Annotated in this window: 22 protein-coding genes and 1 riboswitch; of the genes, 11 read left to right on the top strand and 11 right to left on the bottom strand. The window is 65.1% G+C overall.

What is annotated here, in order from left to right; genetic code table 11:
* The 3 genes from A2J02_RS07070 to A2J02_RS07080 form a co-directional block, all read right to left on the bottom strand.
* Positions 1 to 723: GTP pyrophosphokinase (locus A2J02_RS07070; protein ID WP_068048550.1), on the bottom strand; the 723-nt coding region annotated here is incomplete at its 3' end.
* A gap of 422 nt (positions 724 to 1,145) precedes the next feature.
* Positions 1,146 to 1,301, bottom strand: coding sequence for a DUF6131 family protein (locus A2J02_RS28105; RefSeq protein ID WP_094611554.1), 156 nt, complete (start codon positions 1,299 to 1,301; stop codon positions 1,146 to 1,148).
* 93 nt (positions 1,302 to 1,394) lie between these two features.
* Positions 1,395 to 3,344: a helicase-related protein gene (locus A2J02_RS07080; protein ID WP_068048554.1), complete on the bottom strand. Its 1,950-nt coding sequence runs from the start codon at positions 3,342 to 3,344 to the stop codon at positions 1,395 to 1,397.
* 48 nt (positions 3,345 to 3,392) lie between these two features.
* Here A2J02_RS07080 and A2J02_RS07085 point away from each other — a divergent pair, with 48 nt between their 5' ends.
* The 5 genes from A2J02_RS07085 (at position 3,393) to A2J02_RS07105 (ending at position 8,837) form a co-directional block, all read left to right on the top strand.
* Entirely contained in the window at positions 3,393 to 4,106 is a 714-nt protein-coding gene (locus A2J02_RS07085; protein WP_068048557.1) for a type 1 glutamine amidotransferase, read from the top strand.
* 9 nt (positions 4,107 to 4,115) lie between these two features.
* Entirely contained in the window at positions 4,116 to 5,294 is a 1,179-nt protein-coding gene (locus A2J02_RS07090; protein WP_068048560.1) for a lactate 2-monooxygenase, read from the top strand.
* Positions 5,294 to 6,589, top strand: a complete 1,296-nt coding sequence (locus A2J02_RS07095) for an alpha-amylase family glycosyl hydrolase (protein WP_068048562.1) — start codon at positions 5,294 to 5,296, stop codon at positions 6,587 to 6,589. Before A2J02_RS07090 ends, A2J02_RS07095 begins: the two co-directional genes overlap by 1 nt.
* Positions 6,590 to 6,663: 74 nt before the next feature.
* Positions 6,664 to 6,756, top strand: a riboswitch (TPP riboswitch).
* Positions 6,757 to 6,805: 49 nt separating this feature from the next.
* Complete coding sequence (locus tag A2J02_RS07100; RefSeq protein WP_068048564.1) at positions 6,806 to 7,567, top strand: 3-oxoacyl-ACP reductase; 762 nt, start codon at positions 6,806 to 6,808, stop codon at positions 7,565 to 7,567.
* Position 7,568: 1 nt separating this feature from the next.
* Positions 7,569 to 8,837: an LLM class flavin-dependent oxidoreductase gene (locus A2J02_RS07105; protein ID WP_068048567.1), complete on the top strand. Its 1,269-nt coding sequence runs from the start codon at positions 7,569 to 7,571 to the stop codon at positions 8,835 to 8,837.
* 22 nt (positions 8,838 to 8,859) lie between these two features.
* On the opposite strand, the gene A2J02_RS07110 is transcribed toward A2J02_RS07105, so the two are convergent.
* Positions 8,860 to 9,444 carry a TetR/AcrR family transcriptional regulator gene (locus A2J02_RS07110; RefSeq protein WP_068048631.1) on the bottom strand — a complete coding sequence of 195 codons (585 nt, stop codon included), beginning with the start codon at positions 9,442 to 9,444 and terminating at the stop codon, positions 8,860 to 8,862.
* Positions 9,445 to 9,531: 87 nt separating this feature from the next.
* On the opposite strand from A2J02_RS07110, the gene A2J02_RS07115 reads away from it, so the two are divergent.
* On the top strand, positions 9,532 to 10,467 hold the full coding sequence (locus A2J02_RS07115; protein ID WP_068048573.1) for a quinone oxidoreductase family protein: 936 nt from the start codon (positions 9,532 to 9,534) through the stop codon (positions 10,465 to 10,467).
* Here the strand turns inward: A2J02_RS07115 and A2J02_RS07120 are convergent.
* From A2J02_RS07120 to A2J02_RS07130, 3 genes are read right to left on the bottom strand one after another with little or no spacing between them, the layout of a single operon-like run.
* Positions 10,443 to 11,372 carry an alpha/beta fold hydrolase gene (locus A2J02_RS07120; RefSeq protein ID WP_442971456.1) on the bottom strand — a complete coding sequence of 310 codons (930 nt, stop codon included), beginning with the start codon at positions 11,370 to 11,372 and terminating at the stop codon, positions 10,443 to 10,445. The genes A2J02_RS07115 and A2J02_RS07120 overlap by 25 nt on opposite strands.
* A gap of 7 nt (positions 11,373 to 11,379) precedes the next feature.
* Positions 11,380 to 12,486 (bottom strand): PDR/VanB family oxidoreductase, encoded by a 1,107-nt coding sequence (locus A2J02_RS07125; protein WP_068048579.1) that lies wholly within the window; start codon positions 12,484 to 12,486, stop codon positions 11,380 to 11,382.
* Positions 12,483 to 13,382 (bottom strand): metal-dependent hydrolase, encoded by a 900-nt coding sequence (locus A2J02_RS07130; RefSeq protein WP_068048582.1) that lies wholly within the window; start codon positions 13,380 to 13,382, stop codon positions 12,483 to 12,485. Before A2J02_RS07130 ends, A2J02_RS07125 begins: the two co-directional genes overlap by 4 nt.
* Before the next feature lie 114 nt (positions 13,383 to 13,496).
* Between A2J02_RS07130 and A2J02_RS07135 the strand changes: the two genes are divergently transcribed.
* Entirely contained in the window at positions 13,497 to 14,033 is a 537-nt protein-coding gene (locus A2J02_RS07135) for a hypothetical protein (RefSeq protein ID WP_231893757.1), read from the top strand.
* An 81-nt stretch (positions 14,034 to 14,114) separates the two neighbouring features.
* Here A2J02_RS07135 and A2J02_RS07140 read toward each other — a convergent pair whose 3' ends face one another.
* A complete protein-coding gene (locus A2J02_RS07140; RefSeq protein WP_068048585.1) occupies positions 14,115 to 14,651 on the bottom strand; it encodes a 2-isopropylmalate synthase in 537 nt (178 codons plus the stop codon).
* A 229-nt stretch (positions 14,652 to 14,880) separates the two neighbouring features.
* On the opposite strand from A2J02_RS07140, the gene A2J02_RS07145 reads away from it, so the two are divergent.
* Positions 14,881 to 16,083, top strand: a complete 1,203-nt coding sequence (locus A2J02_RS07145; protein ID WP_068048586.1) for an ATP-binding protein — start codon at positions 14,881 to 14,883, stop codon at positions 16,081 to 16,083.
* A gap of 1 nt (position 16,084) precedes the next feature.
* Here the strand turns inward: A2J02_RS07145 and A2J02_RS07150 are convergent, their stop codons facing one another.
* Entirely contained in the window at positions 16,085 to 17,272 is a 1,188-nt protein-coding gene (locus tag A2J02_RS07150; RefSeq protein WP_068048587.1) for an alkane 1-monooxygenase, read from the bottom strand.
* A 173-nt stretch (positions 17,273 to 17,445) separates the two neighbouring features.
* On the opposite strand from A2J02_RS07150, the gene A2J02_RS07155 reads away from it, so the two are divergent.
* On the top strand, positions 17,446 to 18,300 hold the full coding sequence (locus tag A2J02_RS07155; RefSeq protein WP_068048590.1) for an alpha/beta hydrolase: 855 nt from the start codon (positions 17,446 to 17,448) through the stop codon (positions 18,298 to 18,300).
* Positions 18,301 to 18,328: 28 nt separating this feature from the next.
* Complete coding sequence (locus A2J02_RS07160) at positions 18,329 to 19,174, top strand: patatin-like phospholipase family protein (RefSeq protein ID WP_068048593.1); 846 nt, start codon at positions 18,329 to 18,331, stop codon at positions 19,172 to 19,174.
* Between the two features lie 9 nt (positions 19,175 to 19,183).
* Here the strand turns inward: A2J02_RS07160 and A2J02_RS07165 are convergent, their stop codons facing one another.
* Positions 19,184 to 20,092 (bottom strand): amidohydrolase family protein, encoded by a 909-nt coding sequence (locus A2J02_RS07165; protein WP_068048596.1) that lies wholly within the window; start codon positions 20,090 to 20,092, stop codon positions 19,184 to 19,186.
* Positions 20,079 to 20,765: a dienelactone hydrolase family protein gene (locus A2J02_RS07170; protein WP_068048599.1), complete on the bottom strand. Its 687-nt coding sequence runs from the start codon at positions 20,763 to 20,765 to the stop codon at positions 20,079 to 20,081. Before A2J02_RS07170 ends, A2J02_RS07165 begins: the two co-directional genes overlap by 14 nt.
* Before the next feature lie 140 nt (positions 20,766 to 20,905).
* Between A2J02_RS07170 and A2J02_RS07175 the strand changes: the two genes are divergently transcribed.
* On the top strand, positions 20,906 to 21,883 hold the full coding sequence (locus A2J02_RS07175) for an NADPH:quinone oxidoreductase family protein (RefSeq protein ID WP_068048602.1): 978 nt from the start codon (positions 20,906 to 20,908) through the stop codon (positions 21,881 to 21,883).
* Positions 21,884 to 21,896 lie beyond the last annotated feature (13 nt).

Raw genomic sequence — 21,896 nt, forward strand, 5'->3', positions numbered from 1 at the left:
CTGCGCCGTGAGCAGCATGTGCAGCAACTCGGGAGGCAGAGCCATGGGAGGCAGCGCGCCGAGAGCGATGGAGTTCTCCGCCTCGCCGCCCAGCTCGACCACCTCGTCGTGCAGGCTTTCCATCTTCTCGTCGAGCTTGTTGGCGCTCTCGGCCGCCTCGGTCAGCTCCGCCAACAGGGTCTCCGGAATCTGCCCGCGATACTTGTAGAAGATCTTGTGCTCGAGGCTCGCCCAGAAATCCATTGCGATGGTTCTGATCTGCAGTTCGACGAGGACCGGCTGGACGCGATCGGACATGAACACCGGAATCTCGACGATCAGATGCAAGCTCTTGTAGCCGTTGGCTTTCGGGTTCGCGATGTAGTCCTTGATCTCGACGACGCGCACGTCGCTCTGACTGCTGAGCATGTCGGCGATGCGATAGGTGTCGGAGATGAAGCTGCAGGTGATGCGCACTCCGGCGACGTCGAAGATGTTCTCGCGAATCGCATCGAGAGTCAGCGCGCACTTCTTCCGCTGCGCCTTCTCGAAAATGCTCTCCGGAGTCTTCAACCTCGACGAGACGTGCTCGATGGGGCTGTACCGGTGAATGTGGGTGAATTCCTGCTTCAAGATGTTGATCTTCGTGATCAGCTCGTCGATCCCGAACTTGTAGCTCATCATGAATCGTGTGAAATCTTGTCTCAGTTGACCCAGATCGACGACGGGCTCACTGTTGTTCATGCCGTCGATTGTCCACGACGGGCGACTGTGTTCGCGCAGCGCGGGAATCGAAGCTGGCGTCACTGCACGAGTTGCGTAGCTCCGGTGTGAACAGCACTACGCCACAGCGTTCGCACTGATGGGTGCGGTGATGTCCTCGGTCGCACGAACAGGCACGTGAACCCACCAACACCGAACCGGCGACGAGTGGATGGCCGTTGGTGCAGCGAGAAGGCGCTCGTTCCGCCCACCGATCGCCGACGCGATAGAGCGATCCGGCAACCGGGTCGGTGTCGCGCTCGTCGGATGCCATCGCGCGCAACCGCCTTCGACACTGTCTACCGTCCGATATGGACCGCCCGAAGTGGCTCCGCTGGCCGCATCGCCAACTTCGGGGGCCCGCTCAGACTAACAGAAATCGAACGTGTGTTCTAACTCGTAGGTCAAAACCACGTCTTGCGGCCACCGACTGCGCGCCCCATCGAACCGAGCAACGTCAGAACCGCGCCGACGACCACGAGAATGATGCCGATGGTCGTCAAGATCGAGATACCGGCGAAATAGCCGATGAGGGCGAGGATGATTCCGAGAACGATCATGACTACTCCTGGTGCCACTGTGAGCCCGCTATCGACGAATTGCCGATGGGACCGAACCTACTCGGGCGCGTGGACGATCGCTCACAATTGTCGCTATTTTCCGGCGTCCACTTTCGCAGCGAGAAACGCCTCGGGGTCGATGAGATCCGCCTGCCCGACGATCGATCCCAGGTCAGCGATACGTTCGATACCGGTGAGCACCATCTCTTCTTCGACCGTGCCCTCGGCGTAGCCGTAATAGCATGTCGACGTCGTGTGGTTGTGGTCCTTGTCTATTCGGTTGGCCCTGCCCTCGATCTGCCGAATGTCGATGGGCGTCCACCGTGGATCGTGAATCAGCGTCACGCGTGGTGCGAGGGTGGAGACCGTGCCCTCCGGGAGCAGTAATTCGTTGGTGTGCAAATTGATCGCACTGGTGGTGGTCGAGACGATGACCGACGCGTCACCGGTTTGAAAGCGTCTGATCGACGCCTCCTGATCCGGGCTGCTCATACTCCCGTCGACGACCGCGACCTCGAGGCCCTCGTCCCGAAGCGTCTGCGCCAACGCCGCGACCGACTCGCGGTAGAACATCGAGACGAACACCTGGTTGCCGGCCTTGACCCAGGTGCGTACCTGGTCGGCGGACGCGGGAATGCGTAGGTACGAACACTTCTGGCGGAATCGCAGGGTCGCGGCGCGGGTGCTCGGGTTCTTCTGCAGCACGCGCTTGCCGCCGACGGCCTTCCAGATCGGTAGCCCGACTTCCTTGCGGTAGTCCACCCACGCCGAGTTGTACAGCCGCTTCTGCGCGGCGGTGAGTTCCTGGCCGAGCGGCTCGCGTGGGGTCGGTGGCGAGGGACGCGAAATCGACCACGGCACAGCACCTCCCGACAGCCACCCATGTACGGACGCAATATCGCGGGCGCGTCGGGCCGCGTCCTCGGGCTCCCACCGCCACGTCGTCAATCCCGTCGTCGCCTTGCCTGCCTTGACGGCGAACCCCGACTCGATGAGGAACTCGGCCCACTTCATCGTCACCGCGTAGCCGAGATACTCCTCGTCGCCGAGGATCTCGACCCCACGGCTTCGCTCGACCGCACGAGCCATGTACGCGAAGTGCAGGGGCTGATAACCGGGCGTGGCAGACATCCACACCACCGAGCGCGCTGCCTGCTGATATCGCCAGAGGATCTGCGACTGCTGCGATTCGATGTTCATCAGCGCATGCGATTCGTCGGCGATCACCACGTCGATGTCGAATCGAAGCTCGCCGAGCGAGATGGTCCGCTTGTTCTGTGTCCGTTTACGTTTGCCCAGGTCGGTCTCGGGCGGAACGGACAGGAGCTTCTTCGTCGACTGGTACGTGATCAGCAGCCAGCGCTTGCGCTCGGAGGGCTCGATATCGGCCTCGCTGTCTGCAATGGTGCGCCGCCATCCCGGCAGCGCGCCCTTGGGTGCGACCACCAGCACCGTGCCGATCTCGGCCGCCGACATCTGCCGAACGGCTTCGCACACCGCCAACGTCTTGCCCAGACCCGTCGAATCCATCTGCGCGAAGTACGGGAATCCCGCGTCGAGGGCGGCGAGATGGCGTCGAACGGATTCGAGTTGGGTCTCACGCGGCTGCATCGCGCGCTCCCGCACCACCTCGTCTCGCCAGTTCTCGTTGGCATCGTCCTCGAGCCACCGTTGCAGGCTGTACGGCATCGCCTCGTACGGCTGCAGATACTCGGGCAACTCGGTGCCGTAGTACGCGAACACCCGCGGTCCGGGATACCAGCGCGCCCCGGCAGCGCCCGCCGCCGACCGATCCTCGAACGGCACGTCCAGCACCCAGACGCGCTCACCGGGATCGGGCACCCGCAGATCGGGGGCAGCAGTCTTGCGAGGCGACGTCTTGCGCGGCGCTGCGCGCTTGCGTGGCGCGGCCTTCTTCGGGGCAGCTTTTTTCGGTGCAGGCTCACCGTTCTTGGCGGCCGCGAACTTTCGCGCAGCACTGCTCTGCCCGGCTTTGACGGTGCGGGCAGTGGTGGATCGGGCTGTGCGTCTACGAGGTGGCATCGGATCCAGTCTGTCGTACGGTGTGCACGAACACCGTAAAGGAGCCCTGTGACACACACGAACGACCCGCGCGCCGTAGTGCTCGTCCACGATCAGGACCCGGCTCTCGCGCGACGCGACATCGGTACTCTCGACGCCGAGTTACGCACCAGGGGTTTCCAGTTGGACGTGCACTCCTTCGACCACAGCCCCGACCTCGCGCCGCCGCCACTGTTCGGCGCACAGGTGCTGGTCGTCATGGGCTCGCCCGACGCCGCGTACGACGACACGCTGGCCTGGCTCGCGCCGGAGATCGCGTACGTCCGGGAGGCGATCGACACAGGAGTCCCGATCCTGGGTGTCTGCTTCGGCGGACAGTTGCTCGCTCGGGTACTCGGCGGCACCGTTCGCAAATCCGAGCATCCCGAGTACGGATTCGTCGACGTCGAGACGTCCGAGCCCGAGCTCATCGCCCCCGGACCGTGGATGGAGTTCCACGGCGACACATTCACCGCTCCCCCGCAGGCCACAGTGATCGCCCGCAACGAAGCCGCGCAGCAGGCCTTCGTACTCGGGCCGCACCTCGGATTGCAGTTCCACCCCGAGATCGACCTCGACACCTACGACGCGTGGGCCGCGGCGTGGGACCGCGACGGCGTCGAACATGCGGTGGATGTGCACGAGATCCGCCGAGCCATCGCGGACGCCGAACCTGCAGCTCGGGTGCGTTGCTCGGCTCTGCTCGACGCATTTCTCGCCCGATCCTCGGCGGTGCCCCGGTAGGGTCGAACGATGACCGAGGCCAGGCCCAGCAACTTCAGCGATCACCAACTCGGCATCTACGCCGCCGGGATGTTCGCGCAGCAGACACCGTCGATCACCACCAACCTGGCGAGGCTGGAGGACCAGGCTGCCGAGACGCTCTCGCCCGAGGCCCTCGGTTACATTGTCGCCAGCGCGGGCAGCGGCTCGACGGCTCGTGCGAACCGGGCTGCCTTCGACCGTTGGGCCATCACGCCGCGGATGCTGCGCAGCGCGGCTGCCCGTGACCACGCGTGCACCGTGCTCGGCACCGACATGCCTGCACCGCTCATGATCGCTCCCGTGGGCATTCAGACTCTCGCGCACCCCGAGGGGGAGCTCGCCACCGTCCGCGCTGCCGCGGAACTCGGTGTGCCGTACATACATTCGACGCAAGCCTCGCACTCGTTCGAGCAGATCGCCGAGGCGGGTGGCGACGCTCCGCGCTGGTATCAGCTCTACTGGCCGACGGACGAGTCGGTGTTGCTGAGCTTCCTGCAGCGCGCGAAGGATTCCGGATTCAGCGCGCTGGTACTGACGCTCGACATGACGCTGCTGGGCTGGCGGCCTGCCGATCTGGACCGCGGCTACCTGCCGTTCCTGGCCAACCTCGGCATCGAGAACTACCTGAGCGATCCGGCGTTCCAGGCCGGACTAGGACAGTCGGTCGAGGAGAATCCCGTTGCCGCCGCGATGCATTGGGCACAGATGTTCCCCAACCCCGGTCTGTCGTGGAAGAACCTGGCGTTCCTGCGCGAACACTGGAGTGGGCCGATCGTGCTCAAGGGAATCTGCACCGTCGGCGACGCCCGGGAGGCCGCGGCCCACGGAGTCGACGGCATCGTCGTCTCCAACCACGGCGGCCGTCAGATCGACGGTGCCAGGCCGTCTCTCGACGCACTGCCGTCTATCGTCGATGCGGTCGGTGACGAACTGACGATACTGTTCGACTCCGGAGTACGCACCGGAGCCGACATGGCCAAGGCCCTTGCCCTCGGAGCCGATGCGGTTCTACTCGGCCGCCCGTTCCTCTACGGCCTGGCGCTCGGTGGGCAAGAGGGTGTCGCTCACGTATTACGTTGTTTGCTCGCCGAATTCGACTTGGTGACCAGCCTGTCCGGCCATACCGGTGCGGGCGAGCTCGGTCGCGATTCGATCGAGGCGTCCTGATGGAGTGGACGAAGCACGCCATCTGGTGGCACCTGTACCCGCTCGGCTTCACCGGCGCTCCGGTGCACGGGTGGGACGGTGAATCCCAATCGGATCTGCACCGGCTCAACAGAATCGAGAAGTGGCTCGACTACGCCCTCGAGCTCGGGGCCTCGGGTATCGCCCTGGGGCCGATCTTCGAGTCGGAGAAGCACGGCTACGACACGGTCGACTTCTACCATGTCGACGGTCGGCTCGGCACAGACGAGGACATCGACTCCCTGATCGCGGCGGCGCACGGTCGAGGCCTGAAGGTGATGTTCGACGGCGTCTTCAACCATGTCGCACAAAGCTTTTCGAAGTTCCGTCAGGCCCTGGCCGAGGGCCCGGACTCCGAGGCCGCGGGGTGGTTCCACCTCGAGTGGTCCGGTGAGGAGCCGACGCATCGCAACTTCGAGGGCCACGACGAACTGGTGGCGCTCAACCACGAGAGCCCGCATGTGCAGCAGTACGTCGTGGACGTGCTGTCGCATTGGCTCGAACGCGGCGTCGACGCCTGGCGGCTCGACGCGGCCTATGCGGTACCGCCGCGCTTCTGGGCTGCGGTGCTGCCGAAGGTGCGCGAGAAGCATTCGGACGCATACTTTCTGGGCGAAGTCATCCACGGTGACTACGACCGGATCGTCTCGGCCTCGACGTTGGACTCGGTGACGCAATACGAACTGTGGAAGGCGATCTGGAGTGGCCTGAGCGAGAAGAATTTCTTCGAGCTCTCGCATGCCTTGGAGCGTCACAACGGTTGGCTCGACGCATTCGTGCCCGCCACGTTCGTCGGTAATCACGACGTCAATCGCATCGCCAGCGTCATCGAGGACGAGCGACATCTGCTGCACGCGTTGGTGGTTCTGTTCACCGTGGGCGGTATGCCGATGATCTACTACGGCGACGAGCAGGCTTTCCGCGGCATCAAGGAGGATCGGGTCGGCGGTGACGACGAGGTGCGTCCGGAATACCCCGACACGTCCGAGAGTCTCGCTCCGTACGGTTGGCCGGTGTATCGAGTGCATCAGGAGCTGATCGCACTTCGGCGTCGCAATCCGTGGCTGTACTCCGCGCGCACCGAGACGCTCGAACTCACCAACACCGCACTGCTCTATCGCGCGCACGCCGACGCCGAATCGCTGACGGTCGCGCTCAACCTCGGTGACGACGCCATCGACTACCCGGTTCAAGGCGACGAGGTGCTCGCAGGCGAAGCGGATCTGCACGACGGGCGGGTGAGCGTCCCGCCGCACGGCTGGGCCGTGATCGGCTGAACGCCTGCATTCGGTTCCATTCGTCTCTCTAGCGTGAAAACAAGACACGGCGAGAAACCGCTACAGGTACAGTCGACCGCGACACGGGGTGCCCGTCAGGGCTGAGAACACACCCGTCGAACCTGATCTGGTTAGGACCAGCGAAGGGAATGTCGTGGCGTTGCGGTATTCCTGTCCCCTCGTGACGGTCCCGACCTCGAACGAGAGGCGAGGCGCATGAGATTCGACGAGCAGACAGTGTTGGTCACCGGCGGTGGACGCGGACTGGGAGCAGCGATCGCCGCGGCGTTCGCCGGTCAGGGTGCCCGAGTGGTGATCGACTACCGCAACAGCAAAGATGCCGCCGAAGCGCTGGCGAACCGACTCGGTGAGAACGCGATCGCGGTCCAGGGTGATGTCACCGACGACCCCGCGGTGGCCGCGCTGTTCGATACTGCGCGTGAGCATTTCGGCACCCCGATCACCACCGTTGTCAACAACGCGCTGGCCGATTTCTCGTTCGACGGAGACGCACGGCCCAAAGCCGACACGATCACCTGGGAGCGATTCGACGCGCAACTGCGGGGCAGCGTCCGCGCGGCGTTGTTGACCACCCAGGCTGCACTGCCGGGCATGCGCGAGGCGGGGTTCGGACGAATCATCAACGTGGGCACCAATTTGTTCCAGAATCCGGTGGTCCCGTACCACGACTACACGGCCTCCAAGGCGGCGCTGCTCTCGCTGACCCGCACTCTGTCCGCCGATCTGGGCGCAGACAACATCACCGTCAACATGGTCTCGGGTGGACTGCTCCGCACCACCGACGCCAGCTCCGCGACCCCGGCCGAGGTGTTCGACTTCATCGCCGCCTCGACCCCGCTGCAACGCGTCACCACCCCCGAGGAATTCGCCGACGCTCTGCTGTTCTTCGCCTCGCCGTGGGCGCGGTCGGTGACCGGCCAGAATCTCGTCGTCGACGGCGGCCTGGTCAAGGACTGACATGCACCTCAACGCTTTTCTCTACGGTTGCGGCCACCACAGCGCGGCGTGGCGTCACCCCGATTCGCGCGTCGAGGACCTCGGCGACATCGCGTACTACGAGGAACTCGCGCAGCTGGCCGAGCGCGGCAAGTTCGATGCGGTGTTCTTCGCCGACGGTCATTCGGTGCGTGACCCCGCCGGGGCAGGCACCTGGTTCCTCGAACCGATCACCGCGCTGTCCGCGATGGCGCGGGCCACCACGCACATCGGCCTCGTCACCACGGTCTCGTCGACGTTCTACACGCCGTTCCACGCTGCACGCATGTTGGCGTCGCTCGATCACATCAGCGGCGGCCGTGCCGGTTGGAACGTCGTCACCTCCATGTTCGACGCCGAAGCACGCAACCACGGGATGGGCGTCATCCCGGCTCGCGAGGAGCGATATGCCCGCGCCGAGGAGTTCGTCGATACGGCTCTGGCGCTGTGGGATTCGTGGGATGCCGACGCGTTGACGCTCGATCGAAGCGGACACTACGCCGATCCGGCCAAGGTCCACTCGATCGACCACGACGGCAAACATTTTCGGGTCGACGGCCCGCTGACGGTGCCGCGCTCGCCGCAGGGTCGGCCAGTGCTGTTTCAGGCCGGCGCGTCGGGGCCGGGCCGGGATCTGGCCGCGAAGTACGCCGAGGCGATCTATGCCGTTGCCTACGATCTCGTTGCAGCGCAAAGCTATTACGGGGACGTGAAGACGCGAATCCGCCATGCGGGTCGCGACAGCGCGGCGGTGGGGATCATGCCGGGTCTGGTGACCTATATCGGCTCGACCATGGAAGAAGCCCGCCGAAAGAAAGCGGAACTGGATCGGCTGCTCCCCACCGAGCAGTCGTTGGCGATGCTGTCGACGTTCACCGGGCAGGACTGCGCTGCTTGGGAACTCGATGCTCCGGTACCGAACCTGCCGCCGGCATCGGAGTTCACCGGACCGCAGGGCCGCTACGAGACAATCCTGCGGATCGTCGAGAAGGACGCTCCCACCGTGCGGGAATTGCTCGGTACCCTCGCGGCCGGCGGAGGCCACGCCACGATGATCGGCACACCGGAATCGATTGCAGACGAGATGCAGTCCTGGATCGGCCGTGGTGCCGACGGATTCAATCTGATGTGTCCGCGATATCCGGACTCCCTCGAGGACTTCGTGGACCATGTGGTCCCGATCCTGCAGCAGCGCGGCGTCTTTCGATCCGACTACACCGCGTCGACGCTGCGCGGGCACCTGGCTCGCTGATCGGATTCACCGATTCACCGACTCACCGAGCAGGCCCGAAGACCCCCCGATCGACGAACGTCACCAGAGCGTCGAGTCCGTCGTCGGGCGAGCCCTGCCACAGCCGGGCGAAATTCTCTGCTGCACCACCGATCAGCATCGCGGTGGTGGCAGGGGACGCCGGTAGCTCGACGCCTGCCTTCTCGAAATTCGCGAGGCGGACGACCCACGGCTCGAACTGAACCTGCGTGAATCGCTGTACTCGCAGTGCGAAGTCTGCATTGACCAGAGCTGCATCGCGGAGGGCATCGATCACCACTCGGTGCCGAGTGAGCAACTGCCAGAACACTTCCACGTGGGGACGCATCGTCGGGTGCTCGCGCGCCGACGGGTCCTGAGTAGCGACGATGACGTCGGCGTCCTCACCGATCTGCTCGGCGAGGGCGAGCAGCAGCTCCTCCTTGCTGGAGTAGTGGTTGTAGAACGAGCCTGCCGCTCGTCCGGCTTCGCGGGTGATGTCGACGATCTTGGTGTTCAGGTATCCGGACCGGGCGAACACGACGCGGGCGGCGTTCTCCAGTTCGACCCGGGTTCGTCCGGCCTGTTGCGCCCGTGTTGTGGCGGCCATCTCTGCTTCCTGCCTGTTGACACCTCTGCCGTCACGATACACACTGAATCGCGATTCAGTGAATGCTCATTCGTCGAAGGAGTCGTTGTGAAGGCAGCAGTTCTGACCGAATTCGGGATACCGAGATACGCCGACCACGGGCATCCGGTACCGGCCGATGGCATGGAGGTGGTCGACGTGGCGGCGGCGACGCTCAATGCCGTCGACATAGCCATCGCCGCAGGAACCCATTACCTCAGCCCGCGGTCGCTGCCCACCGTCAGCGGTATCGAAGGCGCGGGCACCACGCAGGACGGTCGCCGAGTCTATTTCTGCCCGCCGGTCCCGCCGTACGGTTCGATGGCTCAGCAGGCGTTGGTACCGACGGCGTCGCTCATCGAGCTACCCGACGGGCTGGACTTCTCGACCGCCGCGACGCTGGGCAATGCCGGCCTTGCGGCGCTGATGCCACTGACCCACGGTGGTCGAGTGAAGGAAGGGGAGAGCGTTGTGATCCTCGGTGGCACCGGGGTCGTCGGACGCCTGGCAGTGCAAGCCGCGAAGCTGCTCGGGGCGGGATCGATCACCGTGGTCGGGCGCGACGAGGTCGCACTCGAATCCACCCGCGAACTCGGGGCCACGGCGACGGTCACCATCGGAGACAAGAGCGTGGACGAGCTCGGCTCGGCCATTCGGCAGGCATCCTCCGGCGCGGACGTCGTACTCGATTACACCTGGAGCACAGTCGCTTCGGCGGCACTGCGCGCAGGAAACCGACTCGTTCGTCTGGTGCAGATCGGCGATCGAGCCGGTGCCGAAATCACTCTACCGGCGCAGCTTCTTCGATCGCTCGGGGCGACCGTCGTCGGTTTCATGCCGCTGCACTACGGGCCCGATGCCACCTCGCAGGCCTATCGAACCCTGACCGACTGGGCCGCGGCCGGCGAGATCACCGTGGAGTACGAGAACGTCCCGCTGGCCGAGGTGGCGAGCGCGTGGAAGCGAGCACCACTCACCCGTCACAAACTGATATTGGTCCCCTGACCGGCTCGAGTGTCCAACGAGTCGATGAATTCCCTTGTCAATCGAGCGATGTCGTCGGCATGGGAGATCGGCGACCAGTGTCCGGCTGGAATGTCGTTGCGGGTCAAATCTTTCACCCACTTGTCGGTGTCGTCGTAGTGGTACGGGCGCACCGCGACGTCCTCGGTGTTGACGATGAGGTGTACCGGGATGTCGATGTACCGATCCCGTGGATTGCCCAGAATGGGAAGAATGTTCGCGCGGTAAAGCTTTGTTCCGTTGGTGGCATCCGACCACAGCGTGGGGTTCTGAGTGACGAGCTTCGGGTCGACTCCCGAGAACTCCTGGAGGAACGCAGGCCAACCCTTGGCGAACTGCCGCTTGATCCGCAGCGTGGAGAGCCCGGGGATATGGAAGGTGACGGTGTACCACGACGCGCGGACCTGGGCGAGCACCTGCTTGATACCGGTGAGCGTGGGTTTGCGAAGCCGCGACTGCGACCACTTGCCGAGGTGATCGAGGTTGGGTCCCGAAATCGATGTGTACGAGCGGATTCGGTCCTTCGCCTGCGGTTGAGCCGCGGCTTCCCAGACCTCCACGGCGCCCCAGTCGTGGGCGAGCACGTGAACCGGGGCGTCGGGGCTGACGGCGTCGGCGACAGCGTAGAAATCCGAGGCCAGACGGGCCAACTTGTACGCCGACTGCTCGGCGGGAACCGAGCTCTCGCCTGCACCGCGGGAGTCGTAACTGATCACCCGGAAGCGGTCCTCGAGCTGGGGCACGATGTGGCTCCACAGCTCGTGGGTATCGGGCCACCCGTGTACGAGGACGATGGGGTCACCGTCGGGGTTGCCGCTCTCGAACACCGCCAGTCGGATTCCCTCGTTGACGACCGTCGTTCGAACCGCGTTGCTGCTCAACAGTATTTCCGTTCTATAGATCGAGTACGAGACGCCCGCTACGAGCACGCGAGACGCAGATGAGCATGTGATCACGTTGTTCTTCGGGAGTCAGCCGAGATTCGAGATGTTCGGGCTCACCCGACAGCACCCGAACCTTGCAGGTACCGCAGAAGCCCTGCTGGCACGAGTACGCGATATTCGGTTTCTGTTCCTTGACGGCCGTCAACACCGACGCATCGGCCGCGACGTCGAGCACGGCACCGGTGCTGATCAGCTGCACCTCGAACGGAGTGCCGTCGAGAATGGGTGGCGGGCCGAAACGCTCGAAATGCAGTGCGGTGGAAGGGCACTGGCGAAAATCGCGGCGGACGGCGTCGAGCATCGGGGTGGGGCCACAGCAGTAGACGGCACCTCCCGCGGGTGCGCGCTGGAGTAATTCGCCCTCGGTGGGGTAGCCGTGCACGTCGTCGGTGCGAACGAACACGCGGTCCGACTCCCAGCTCTCGATCTCGTCGAGGAAGGGCATCGTGTCGCGAGATCGACCGCAGTACACGAATTGCCAGTCCATGCCGAGAATCCGCGCAGCTCTGACCATCGCGATGATGGGAGTGATGCCGATACCACCCGCGACGAACAGGGCGCTGCCCTCACCGACGAAAGGGAATCCGTTGCGGGGACCGCGGACGGTCACCTCGGTGCCTGGCTCCAGCCCGTGCATCTCGATGGATCCACCTGCGCCGGAGGGGATTCGGCGTACGGCGATGCGGTAGCAACTACGGTCGGAAGGATCGCCGCACAGTGAGTACTGCCGACGGCGGCCCGAGGGCAAGTGCAGGTCGAGATGGCAACCCGGATGCCAGATCGGCAACTGCTCCCCCGTCGGCGACGCCAGGGTGAGGGCGGCGACGTCGTTGTCCTCGGCGACGATCTCGCGCTCGGTGACGACCAATTTCAGCGCGGAATCGGGATTGTGGCCGGCGACGGCATCGTTGTACTCCGCTCCGGCCGCCGCCTGCATGTAGCCGTTGAGAAACGTACCGAGCAGCTGCATCGAGCGATCAGGACGTCCGCGCCCGCGCAGATCCGGCGGCGCATCCTTGGGGAGCAGCCGCGGAACGCGTCGTGAAGACAGCTTCACCTCGCTGCAGCCTGAGCGGCCGGAGAGGACGCCAGGTACCGGACGGCCTGAGCTGTGGAGCCTTCCTGGCTGGGGTGATACGACTTCTTGAGGTAGCGCGACATGCTGCGACCGACGTGCGTCAGCGCGGGAAGGGTGCCGCGGCGGACCGATTTTCGCCACAGTGCCGAGCGCGGCTTGCGGACGGACTTCGGGGCCGACTGCAGCTCCGGGTCGTTCTTCATCAGGAAGATGATCCCGCGCATCCAGATGTAGGCCATCAACGGCACGACCACGACGAACGTGCGCAATCGGCGAACCTCGCGCTTGTCGAAGTATCGCAGCGTGTCGTAGGCGACCGATCGGTGCTCGACTTCTTCGGCACCGTGCCAGCGCAGCAGATCGAGCATGGTGGGGTGGATGCCCGCGCGGTCGAGACCGTCGGCGTTGAGTACCCAGTCACCGAGAAATGCCGTCACGTGCTCGATCGCGGCGATCAGCGCCAAGCGCTCGACCAGATTGTTCTTCGATCGAAGGCTGGTCACCGAATCGGAGCCGAGGACCTTGCCGAAGGCCCACTCCATCTGGTCGGTGAACGGAGTCGGGTCGAGTCCTTTGGCCTGGAGATGCACGAGGACGCCGGTGTGTGCCTCGGCGTGCACGGCTTCCTGGCCGATGAAGCCGATGACGTCGTCGCGCAGCTTCTCGTCGTCGATGTACGGCAGGGCTTCCTTGAACGTGTCGACGAACCAGTGCTCGCCGGCGGGCAGCAGTAGATGCAGCACGTTGAGTACGTGCGTGGTGTACGGATCGCCCGGCACCCAGTGCATCGGCAGATCGCTCCAGTCGAACTTGACGTTTCTGGCTTGCAGCATCACTTCACCGGGATCCGATGCGACGATCTTCCGTTCGCTCATCGAGCCACCTCCTCCACGTTCGCAGGTGTGGCCGATGCCACAGTGCGCGCTTTAGTATAAACACCAGTTACAGGTAAAAGGAACCGTGTCGGAGCCGAGTGAGAGACTGCTGTGATGACCGACTCCTCCCCCGTGTCGATTCCCCCTGCCCCGGCGTCGACTCCCCCGAGTCGCGTCCCCATCGCCTGGCCTGCCGAATGGCCCGTCGAGGTCCGAAAGATCGCCGACGCCACGAACGATGCCCTCGCCGCGGTTGCGGCGCGGGATCCGATCGCGTTCGACGACGCCGTCGAACTACTGGGCCGCTCGGACTCGGCGCAGGCCGGGCACGTGCATGCCGAAATGGTACGCACGTTGCTCGAAGAGGTACACAGCGATGGCTTGACCGGCGAGAACGTCCAGGAGGTGCTGGGGCGAACCGTGCGAGGCGCGGACTGGCTGCCGAATCTGGACATCGCGGGGTTCGTCGAGGTGCTCACCGGAGCCCTGGGGGTTTCCGACGTCGAAGAGCAGTCGCGCACGAAACCCCGTCCGGCACACGCATTGTTGGTGGTCGCGGACCTACTCGCGGTGCGCCGCGGTCGTGCAGAGACCTACCTGCGCCGCGCACTGGCCGAAGTGCACCGAGCCGAGACGATCGAGATGCCCTAGCGAGATCTTCCCCTGTCTTGTGCAAGCGCTAGACAGGCCAAGAAAGCGCTACCCATACAGGACGTGCCGGCGAACTCGAAGTTAGGGACACTTTTCGGCGGTTTTTTGTCCACAACTTCGAGTTCGCGGGGTCGGTCGGCGATACCGATGCAGGATGTTCGCTCCGGCGATGATGGCCCGGACGGCCGACAGGTGTGCGTCGGGATCCATGCCCATCGACCATTCGCGGCGACCGTCGTGCTCGGCGAGGACGAAGGTGGCGGTCTCGTCGCCGATGATCTGCTGGTGGAACGAGAGGATCTCGATGCGGAATCCGGCGTCGTGGAGCATCGACGTCAATGCCTCGATCGGCCCGTAAGTCGTTGCCGCACAGGCGATGATCGTATCGCCGACGCCGAAGGTGGCGTCGAACGACGTCTTGCCCCCTGGGGCTCGAGTTCCGGTCCAGGAGCCCATTCGAAGCGGTCCTGTGGTGGGCGAGAAGCGGTCGGTGAATGCCGTCCACGTCATGGTGTGCCAGGTGGACTCGGTGATCTCGTCGCGCATCGTGCGCGGCAGAGCGCAGCCGAAGCGGCCGTGGAAGGGATCGGTGGCGAAAGAAGAAGCAAGTGCATTCATGGGAGTGGTCCTGGCGAATGTGAAGGGAGGACCGAGAGAGCACGACGACCCGCAGCGAGGGGTCGGTCCGAATCAGACCCCGCTACGGCGGCGTACTACGAGAATGCGCTTCACATCCGCGAAACTAGTCCTTCATCGCAGCCGCGCGCAAGTATCGAGCGAATACCGATCTCTAGGACACGAACTAGATGTCCGCATATATCGCACGATTCGTTGTAACTTTGGCCCCATGGACCCCGTGCGTAACCCTTACGCTCCCGGCGCCGGCCAGCGCCCACCCGAGCTCGCAGGCCGAAAGAAGCAGCTCGACGCCTTCGACGTCGTACTCGAACGCATCACCCGCGGCCGACCGGAACGCAGCGTCGTACTCACCGGGCTGCGAGGCGTCGGAAAGACGGTATTGCTCAACCAACTCCGATCCGCGGCGATCGCCCGCGGCTGGGGCACCGGCAAGATCGAGGCTCGGCCCGACCAGGAATTGCGTCGACCGCTGTCGTCTGCGCTGCACATGGCGGTCCGCGGGATTGCGGCATCGCATCGCGATCCCGAACGCGTCGACGAGTTCCTCGGCGTCCTCAAGGCCTTCGCCCTACGCGCCACCGCGGACAAGGGCATGCGGGAGCGGTGGCAGCCCGGCATCGACGTCCCGGCGAAGACGGGCCGCGCCGACTCCGGCGACATCGAGATCGACCTCGTGGAACTGCTGCTCGACGCCTCCGCGCTGGCCGGCGACGTGGGCGTGGGCATCGCCATCTTCATCGACGAGATGCAGGATCTGGGTGCCGCGGACATCTCCGCGTTGTGTGCGGCCTGTCACGAGCTCAGCCAGGACACCGCGCCGCTGATCATCGTCGGGGCCGGGCTGCCACACCTACCTGCGGTGTTGTCGGCATCCAAGAGTTACTCCGAGCGCCTGTTCAGTTACCACCGGATCGGCCGACTGGAACGAGCCGCGGCCGACCTCGCGTTGATCGCTCCGGCCGACCGCGAGGACGTCGAATTCACCCCCGACGCGCTCGACGCGCTGTATGCGGCCGCCGACGGCTACCCGTACTTCGTCCAGGCCTACGGCAAGGCGACGTGGGATCTCGCGGCCGACACCCCGATCACCGTCGAGGACGTGCGCGTCGCCGCTCCGACGGCGGAGGAGGAATTGGCCGTCGGATTCTTCGGTTCTCGCTACGAGCGTGCGACGCCTGCCGAGCGTGAATACATGCGTGCGATGGCCGAACTGTCCGTGGACGACGGCTCGGTGCCGACCTCGGCCGTGGCGACCGAACTGAAGCGCAAGCCGGCATCGCTGTCCCCGGCCCGCGACGGACTGATCAAGAAGGGTCTGATCTATTCGGCCGAGCGCGGCACCATCGCGTTCACGGTGCCGCACTTCGGGCGCTACCTACGGGCCCAGACCGACGAACCTGCGGCGGTGTGAACTATCGGTACGCCTCGGCGCGCTCGACGCACAGTTGCTCGAGCTTGCGCATCGCCTTGGGGTCGGAGTGATCGACGTTGACGAGCTCGGCGTCACCGTCGTAGAAGTCGATCAGTCGCTGATCCATCACCTTGCGCCACAGCGGCGGAACCAGCGCGCAGAAGATCATCACTGCATATCCGGCCGGTAGCTGCGGGGACTCGTCGACGGTCCGGAGTGCCTGGTAGCGGCGCACCGGATTCGCGTGATGGTCGCTGTGCCGTTGCAGGTGGTAGAGAAACAGGTTGCTCCACAGGTGGTCGCTGTTCCAACTGTCGCGGTGGGTCGGTTTGCCGTATCGACCGCTCTTGCGCTTCTGCCGCAGCAGCCCGTAGTGCTCGAGGTAGTTGGCTGCCTCGTAGAGGACGATCGCGATCGCAGCCTGCAGGAACAGATACGGCACGGTCACCACACCGAAGACGGCGATCAGCACGCCGAACAGCACAACGCTCATTGCCGCGGCATTGAACAGGTTGTTTCGGTACGACCAGGGAGACAGGCCCTGGCGGGCGAGGCGTCGAGTCTCGAGCTCCCAGGCCGAGCGCAGGCCGTGCACGATCGTGCGCGGCAAAAACTTCCAGAACGACTCGCCGAACTTTGCCGACGCCGGATCCTCCGGGGTGGCGACGCGGAGGTGGTGGCCGTGATTGTGCTCGACGTAGAAGTGGCCGTACAGGGACTGTGCCAGTGTCACCTTCGACAGCCATCGCTCCAGACGCTCACGCTTGTGGCCCAGCTCGTGCGCGGCGTTGATGCCGACCCCACCGACGATGCCGACGGTGATGGCCAGGCCGATCCGCTCCGGAACTCCCAGCGGGCCGTGCGCCCAGAGATAGCAGGCCGCAACGAGTCCCGCGTACTGCAACGGCAGGAACAGATAGACGCACCAGCGGTAGTACGAATCCTTCTCGAGCGCGGCGATCGCCTCGTCCGGGGGATTGCTGCGGTCCACTCCGGCGAACCTGTCCACCAGTGGCAGTGCGACACCCATGATCATCAGGCCGAGGGTCCAGAACGCACCGGGGCCGAGAAGGGTCACCAGACCCCAGGCCAGGAACGGGCTGAGAGGAATCGTCAGCCCCAGCGGCCACAGGTAGCGCTTGGGGTCGCGCCACCGCGGCGACGTGCTCGTGGCGGACTCATCACGCATTCTGGATTCTTCACTCCTGAGTCCTGGTCGGTGCCGTGCCCCGAGGTGCGGGGACAAACGGTAGTGGCGTGTCACAACTACATCGCCCGTTCCACCAGGATAGTTACCCAAGCAAATTTTGCAGGTTCTCCGATGGGCCGTCGAATGCCCCGCTGCCCTTGTACGGTGACCGGATGAAGCATGTCGAGTCGTCGTTCGTCGGAGTTCACGGAACCCGAATCGTCTACGACGTCTGGACCCCCGAGACCACGTCGACCGGGATTGTGGTGCTCGCCCACGGCCTGGCCGAGCACGCGGGTCGGTACCGGCACGTCATCGAACGGCTGGGCGCGCTCGGCCTCGCCGTCTACGCGCCCGACCACCGCGGACACGGCCGATCCGGTGGCAAACGGGTGTCACTGGACAAGTGGTCCGACTTCACCGACGACCTGCACACGCTGTTCGGCATCGCAGCTGCCGAGCATCCGAATCAGCGCACCTTCCTGCTCGGCCACAGCATGGGCGGTGCCATCGCACTGTCCTACGCCCTCGACCATCAGGCCGATCTCGACGGTCTGATGCTGTCCGGCCCTGCCGTCGTCCCCAGCGTCGGGCAACCGAAAGCGCTGGTGGCGGTCGGTAAGCTCCTCGGACGCTTCGTACCGGCCGCCCCGGTGCTCAAGCTCGATCCCACTCTCGTCTCCCGCGACAAGGACGTCGTCGACGCCTATGTCGCCGACCCGTTGGGCTACCACGGCAGCGTCTCGGCTGGTCTGGCCGCGGCGATGCTGGGCGTCGGGGACGCGTTCCCTGCTCGCCTGCCGTCGCTGACGATTCCCGTGCTGCTCCAGCACGGGACGGCGGACCGCTTGGCCGACGTCTCGGGCAGTGAGCTCATCGCCGAGCTCGCCGGATCCGACGACCTGACCCTGAAAACGTACGACGGGCTGTTCCACGAAGTGTTCAACGAACCGGAAAAGGAGCGCGTACTCGACGATCTCATCGACTGGCTGCGTCCACGTGTACACACCGGCGCTGTAAGTTCCTGACGGATCTTTTCGAAGAAGGGGTACGACCATGACCAGGCGAGCACTCGTATTGGGCGGCGGCGGAGTCGCAGGCATTGCGTGGCAGACGGGTGTCCTACTGGGATTGGCAGAAGCCGGAGCCGACGTCAGCGACGCCGAGATGCTGTTGGGGACCTCGGCCGGGTCCTCGGTCGCAGCCCAGATCTCGAGCGGAGCCGCCTTGACCGAGCTGTTCGAGCGACAGGCAGACGAAGCGAAGCAGGACCACGAACCGCATGCCGACTCGACCATCGACGAACTGGTTTCCATGTTGGCTCGGGCTGCCCAGAACTCCGACGGCAGTGCCATCGACACGCGCAGGCGTATCGGCACCGAGGCGCTGGCGGCCTCGACGATCAGCGAGCGTGAGCGCAGGGCCATCATCGAGCGGCGATTGCCGTCGCACTCCTGGCCGAACCGCGATCTGCGGATCGTCACGGTCGACGCGGTGAGCGGTCGGCATCGGGTTCTCGATCGTGGCTCGGGCGTTCAGCTGGTCGATGCGGTGGCCGCGAGCTGCGCCATCCCGGGAATGTGGCCGCCGGTGACGATCGGTGATCATCGTTACGTCGACGGTGGTATCCGCGCCAGCGAAAATGCGGATCTGGCAGTCGGTTTCGAGAAGGTACTGGTGTTCAGGGTCGGTGCACTCGACCTCGAGCACGATCCGTTCGACATCGAACGGGAGCGGCTGGTCAAGGGCGGCTCGAAGGTGGAAGTGATTGCCCCCGACGCAGATTCGGCGGCCGCGATCGGCCCCGATGCCACCGACATCGCGGTCCGATCGGCTGCGGCCGTTGCCGGACGGGCGCAGGGCAATGCCATCGCCGAGCGTATTGCCGAGTTCTGGGTCTAGAGAACCTCTCTATCCGAACAGTGCGGCGCCGTTGCCCCAGCACACTGCACGAACCCAGTCGTCTCCCAGGTCGAGTCGGCGCACCGCCTGCAGGGCATGCAGATACGGGTACGGGATGTTCGGATAGTCGCTGCCGAACAGAATGCGATCCTGCAGGTCGACCAGCCGGGGCAGTTCGTGTTTCGGAAACGGTGCGCTCGCCTCGGAGAAGTCGGTGAACGACATCGTGGTGTCGAGTCGCACGTTCCGGTAGCGATCGGCCAGATCGAGGAAGTCGCCGTACTCCGGCATCCCCATGTGCGCGATGATCAACGGGAGTTCGGGAAACCGTTGCAGCAGTGCCGCAATCGGCTCCGGGCCGGTATGGGTGCCGGGAGCCGGGCCGGACCCGCAGTGGATCACCACGGGTACCTGCGCGTCCGAGAGTGCGCCCCAGACGCCGTCGAGCAGCGGATCGTTCGGTGAATAGTTCCCGACCTGAATGTGCGACTTGAAGATTCGGGCACCGCTCGTCAACGCCTGCTCGACGTACCCGGTGACACCGTCCTCGGGGTAGAAGGTCGCGGTGTGCAGGCAGTCGGGGGTGCGCGCCGCGAAATCTGCTGCCCAGGAATTGAGCCAGGCTGCCATCGCCGGCTTGTGCGGGTAGATCATCGACGTGAAGTGCCGGACTCCGAACCCCCGAATGACCTCGAGCCGTTGCTCTTCGGCGAACCGGTAGGAGATGGGCCAGACGCTGCCGGTCAGCGGCCCGGCGCTGTCGAAGTAACTCCACACCTTGTCCATCACGTTCTTCGGCATGAAGTGCGTGTGGACGTCGAACAGTCCCGGCAGCGACAGTTCGGTCCAGAAAGCGACGATGCCTTCGGTCTCGTCTGCGAGTTCGGCGTCGGAGCGGGGTGGCTCAGCGTGCGACATGGGCGTCGAACCACTCGAGCGTCTTGCCCCAGGCGTCGGCGGCGGCGTCGGCGTCGAACACGGCGGGGCGGTCGTCGCAGTGGAACCCGTGCTTGCCGTGTTCGTAGCGGGTGATCTCCGTGTCGACCGGCGCCGTTGCGGTGATCTCGCGCAGCGTCTCGACTTCCTGGACGGGGATGCCCTCGTCCAGATCCCCGAAGAATCCGTGCCAGGGTGTCTGCAGTGCGTCGCCCACCGACGCCATTGCGGAATAACCGAAGCGGCCCTTGCCGATTCCGCCGCCGTAGAACGTCGCTGCCGCACCGAGTTGCCGTCGAACAGCGGTGTGGAACGCGACGGTGCCGCCCATGCAGAAGCCGACGATCGCGATGGACGAGGGCTCGAATCCGAGCTCGGCGAGGGCACTCGCCGCCGCGTCCACGTCGGAGTCCACCTCGTCCGCCTCCAGCCGCCCGATTGCCGCCATCGCCGAATCCATGTCCGAGTACGACAACACGGTCACACCCTCCTGCCGGTGGAACAGGTGCGGTGCGACCGCGACCCAACCGGCGGCGGCGAGGCGGTTGCAGACGTCGACGATGTGATCGGTGACGCCGAAGGCTTCCTGGATGACGATGACGCCGCCGCGGGCATCCCCGTCGGGACGGACGACGGTGAGGGGAGTGGTGTTCATCCGTCGATTGGAGCACAGCAGGAGTGGAGCCTGCGGAACGACCCATTAGGCCAGCACTTCGCGCATGCCGGTAGCGACGGTGATTGCTGCAGTTTTGTACGGTGGCGTGCAGGGAACGATCCCGACCGAGAGGACAACTCATGCGCGCGGTACAGATCTCCAGCCTCGACGGACCCGACTCGGTGAGTGTGGTGGACATCGACGAGCCTGCTGCGCGCGACGGGTCGGTGGTCATCGAGGTCCATGCCGCCGGCGTCGCTTTTCCCGATGCGTTGCTCACTCGCGGGCTCTACCAGTACAAGCCCGAGTTGCCGTTCGTCCCCGGCAGCGAGATCGCCGGCATCGTTCGGTCGGCTCCGCCGGAGTCCGGCTTCTCCGCCGGTGATCGAGTAGCGGCCCTGACGGGACTGAGCGACGGTATGGCCGAGGTCGCCGTCGTATCCCCGGACACGGTGTTCGCGCTGCCGGAGTCGGTGTCGCTCTCCGCAGGCGCTGGGCTGTTGTTCAATGACCTGACGGTGCACTTCGCGCTCCGGGAACGTGGCCGGTTGGCACCGGGCGAGACGGTTCTGGTGCACGGCGCAGCAGGGGGCATCGGAACCTCCGCGCTGCGAATGGCTCCGGTGCTCGGGGCATCTCGCGTGATCGCTGTGGTGAGCTCGGAGGCCAAGGCCGACATCGCACGATCCGCCGGAGCCACCGACGTCGTTCTCGTCGACGGCTGGAAGGACGCGGTGAAGGAACTGACCGGCGGCCGTGGCGTCGACATCGTCGTCGATCCGGTGGGTGGTGACCGGTTCACCGACAGCATTCGCTCGCTCGCGCCCTCGGGCCGAATCCTGGTGCTGGGCTTCACCGGTGGTGAGATCCCGACGGTCAAGGTAAATCGACTGCTGCTCAACAACGTCGACGTCGTCGGCGTCGGTTGGGGTGCGTGGTGGATGACGCGCCCGGGTTACCTCGCCACCCAGTGGTCCGAGATCGAACCGCTCCTCGCCGACGGTTCTCTCGGTGCGCCGGAGCCGTCGGTGTTCCCGGCTTCCGATGCTGCCGCCGCCATTGCCTCGCTCGAGAACCGCACTGCGGCAGGCAAAGTGGTGCTCGACTTCACCCACTGATTCTCGGTCGAGG

Source organism: Rhodococcus sp. EPR-147 (assembly GCF_001647185.1).
Lineage (GTDB): Bacteria > Actinomycetota > Actinomycetes > Mycobacteriales > Mycobacteriaceae > Rhodococcoides.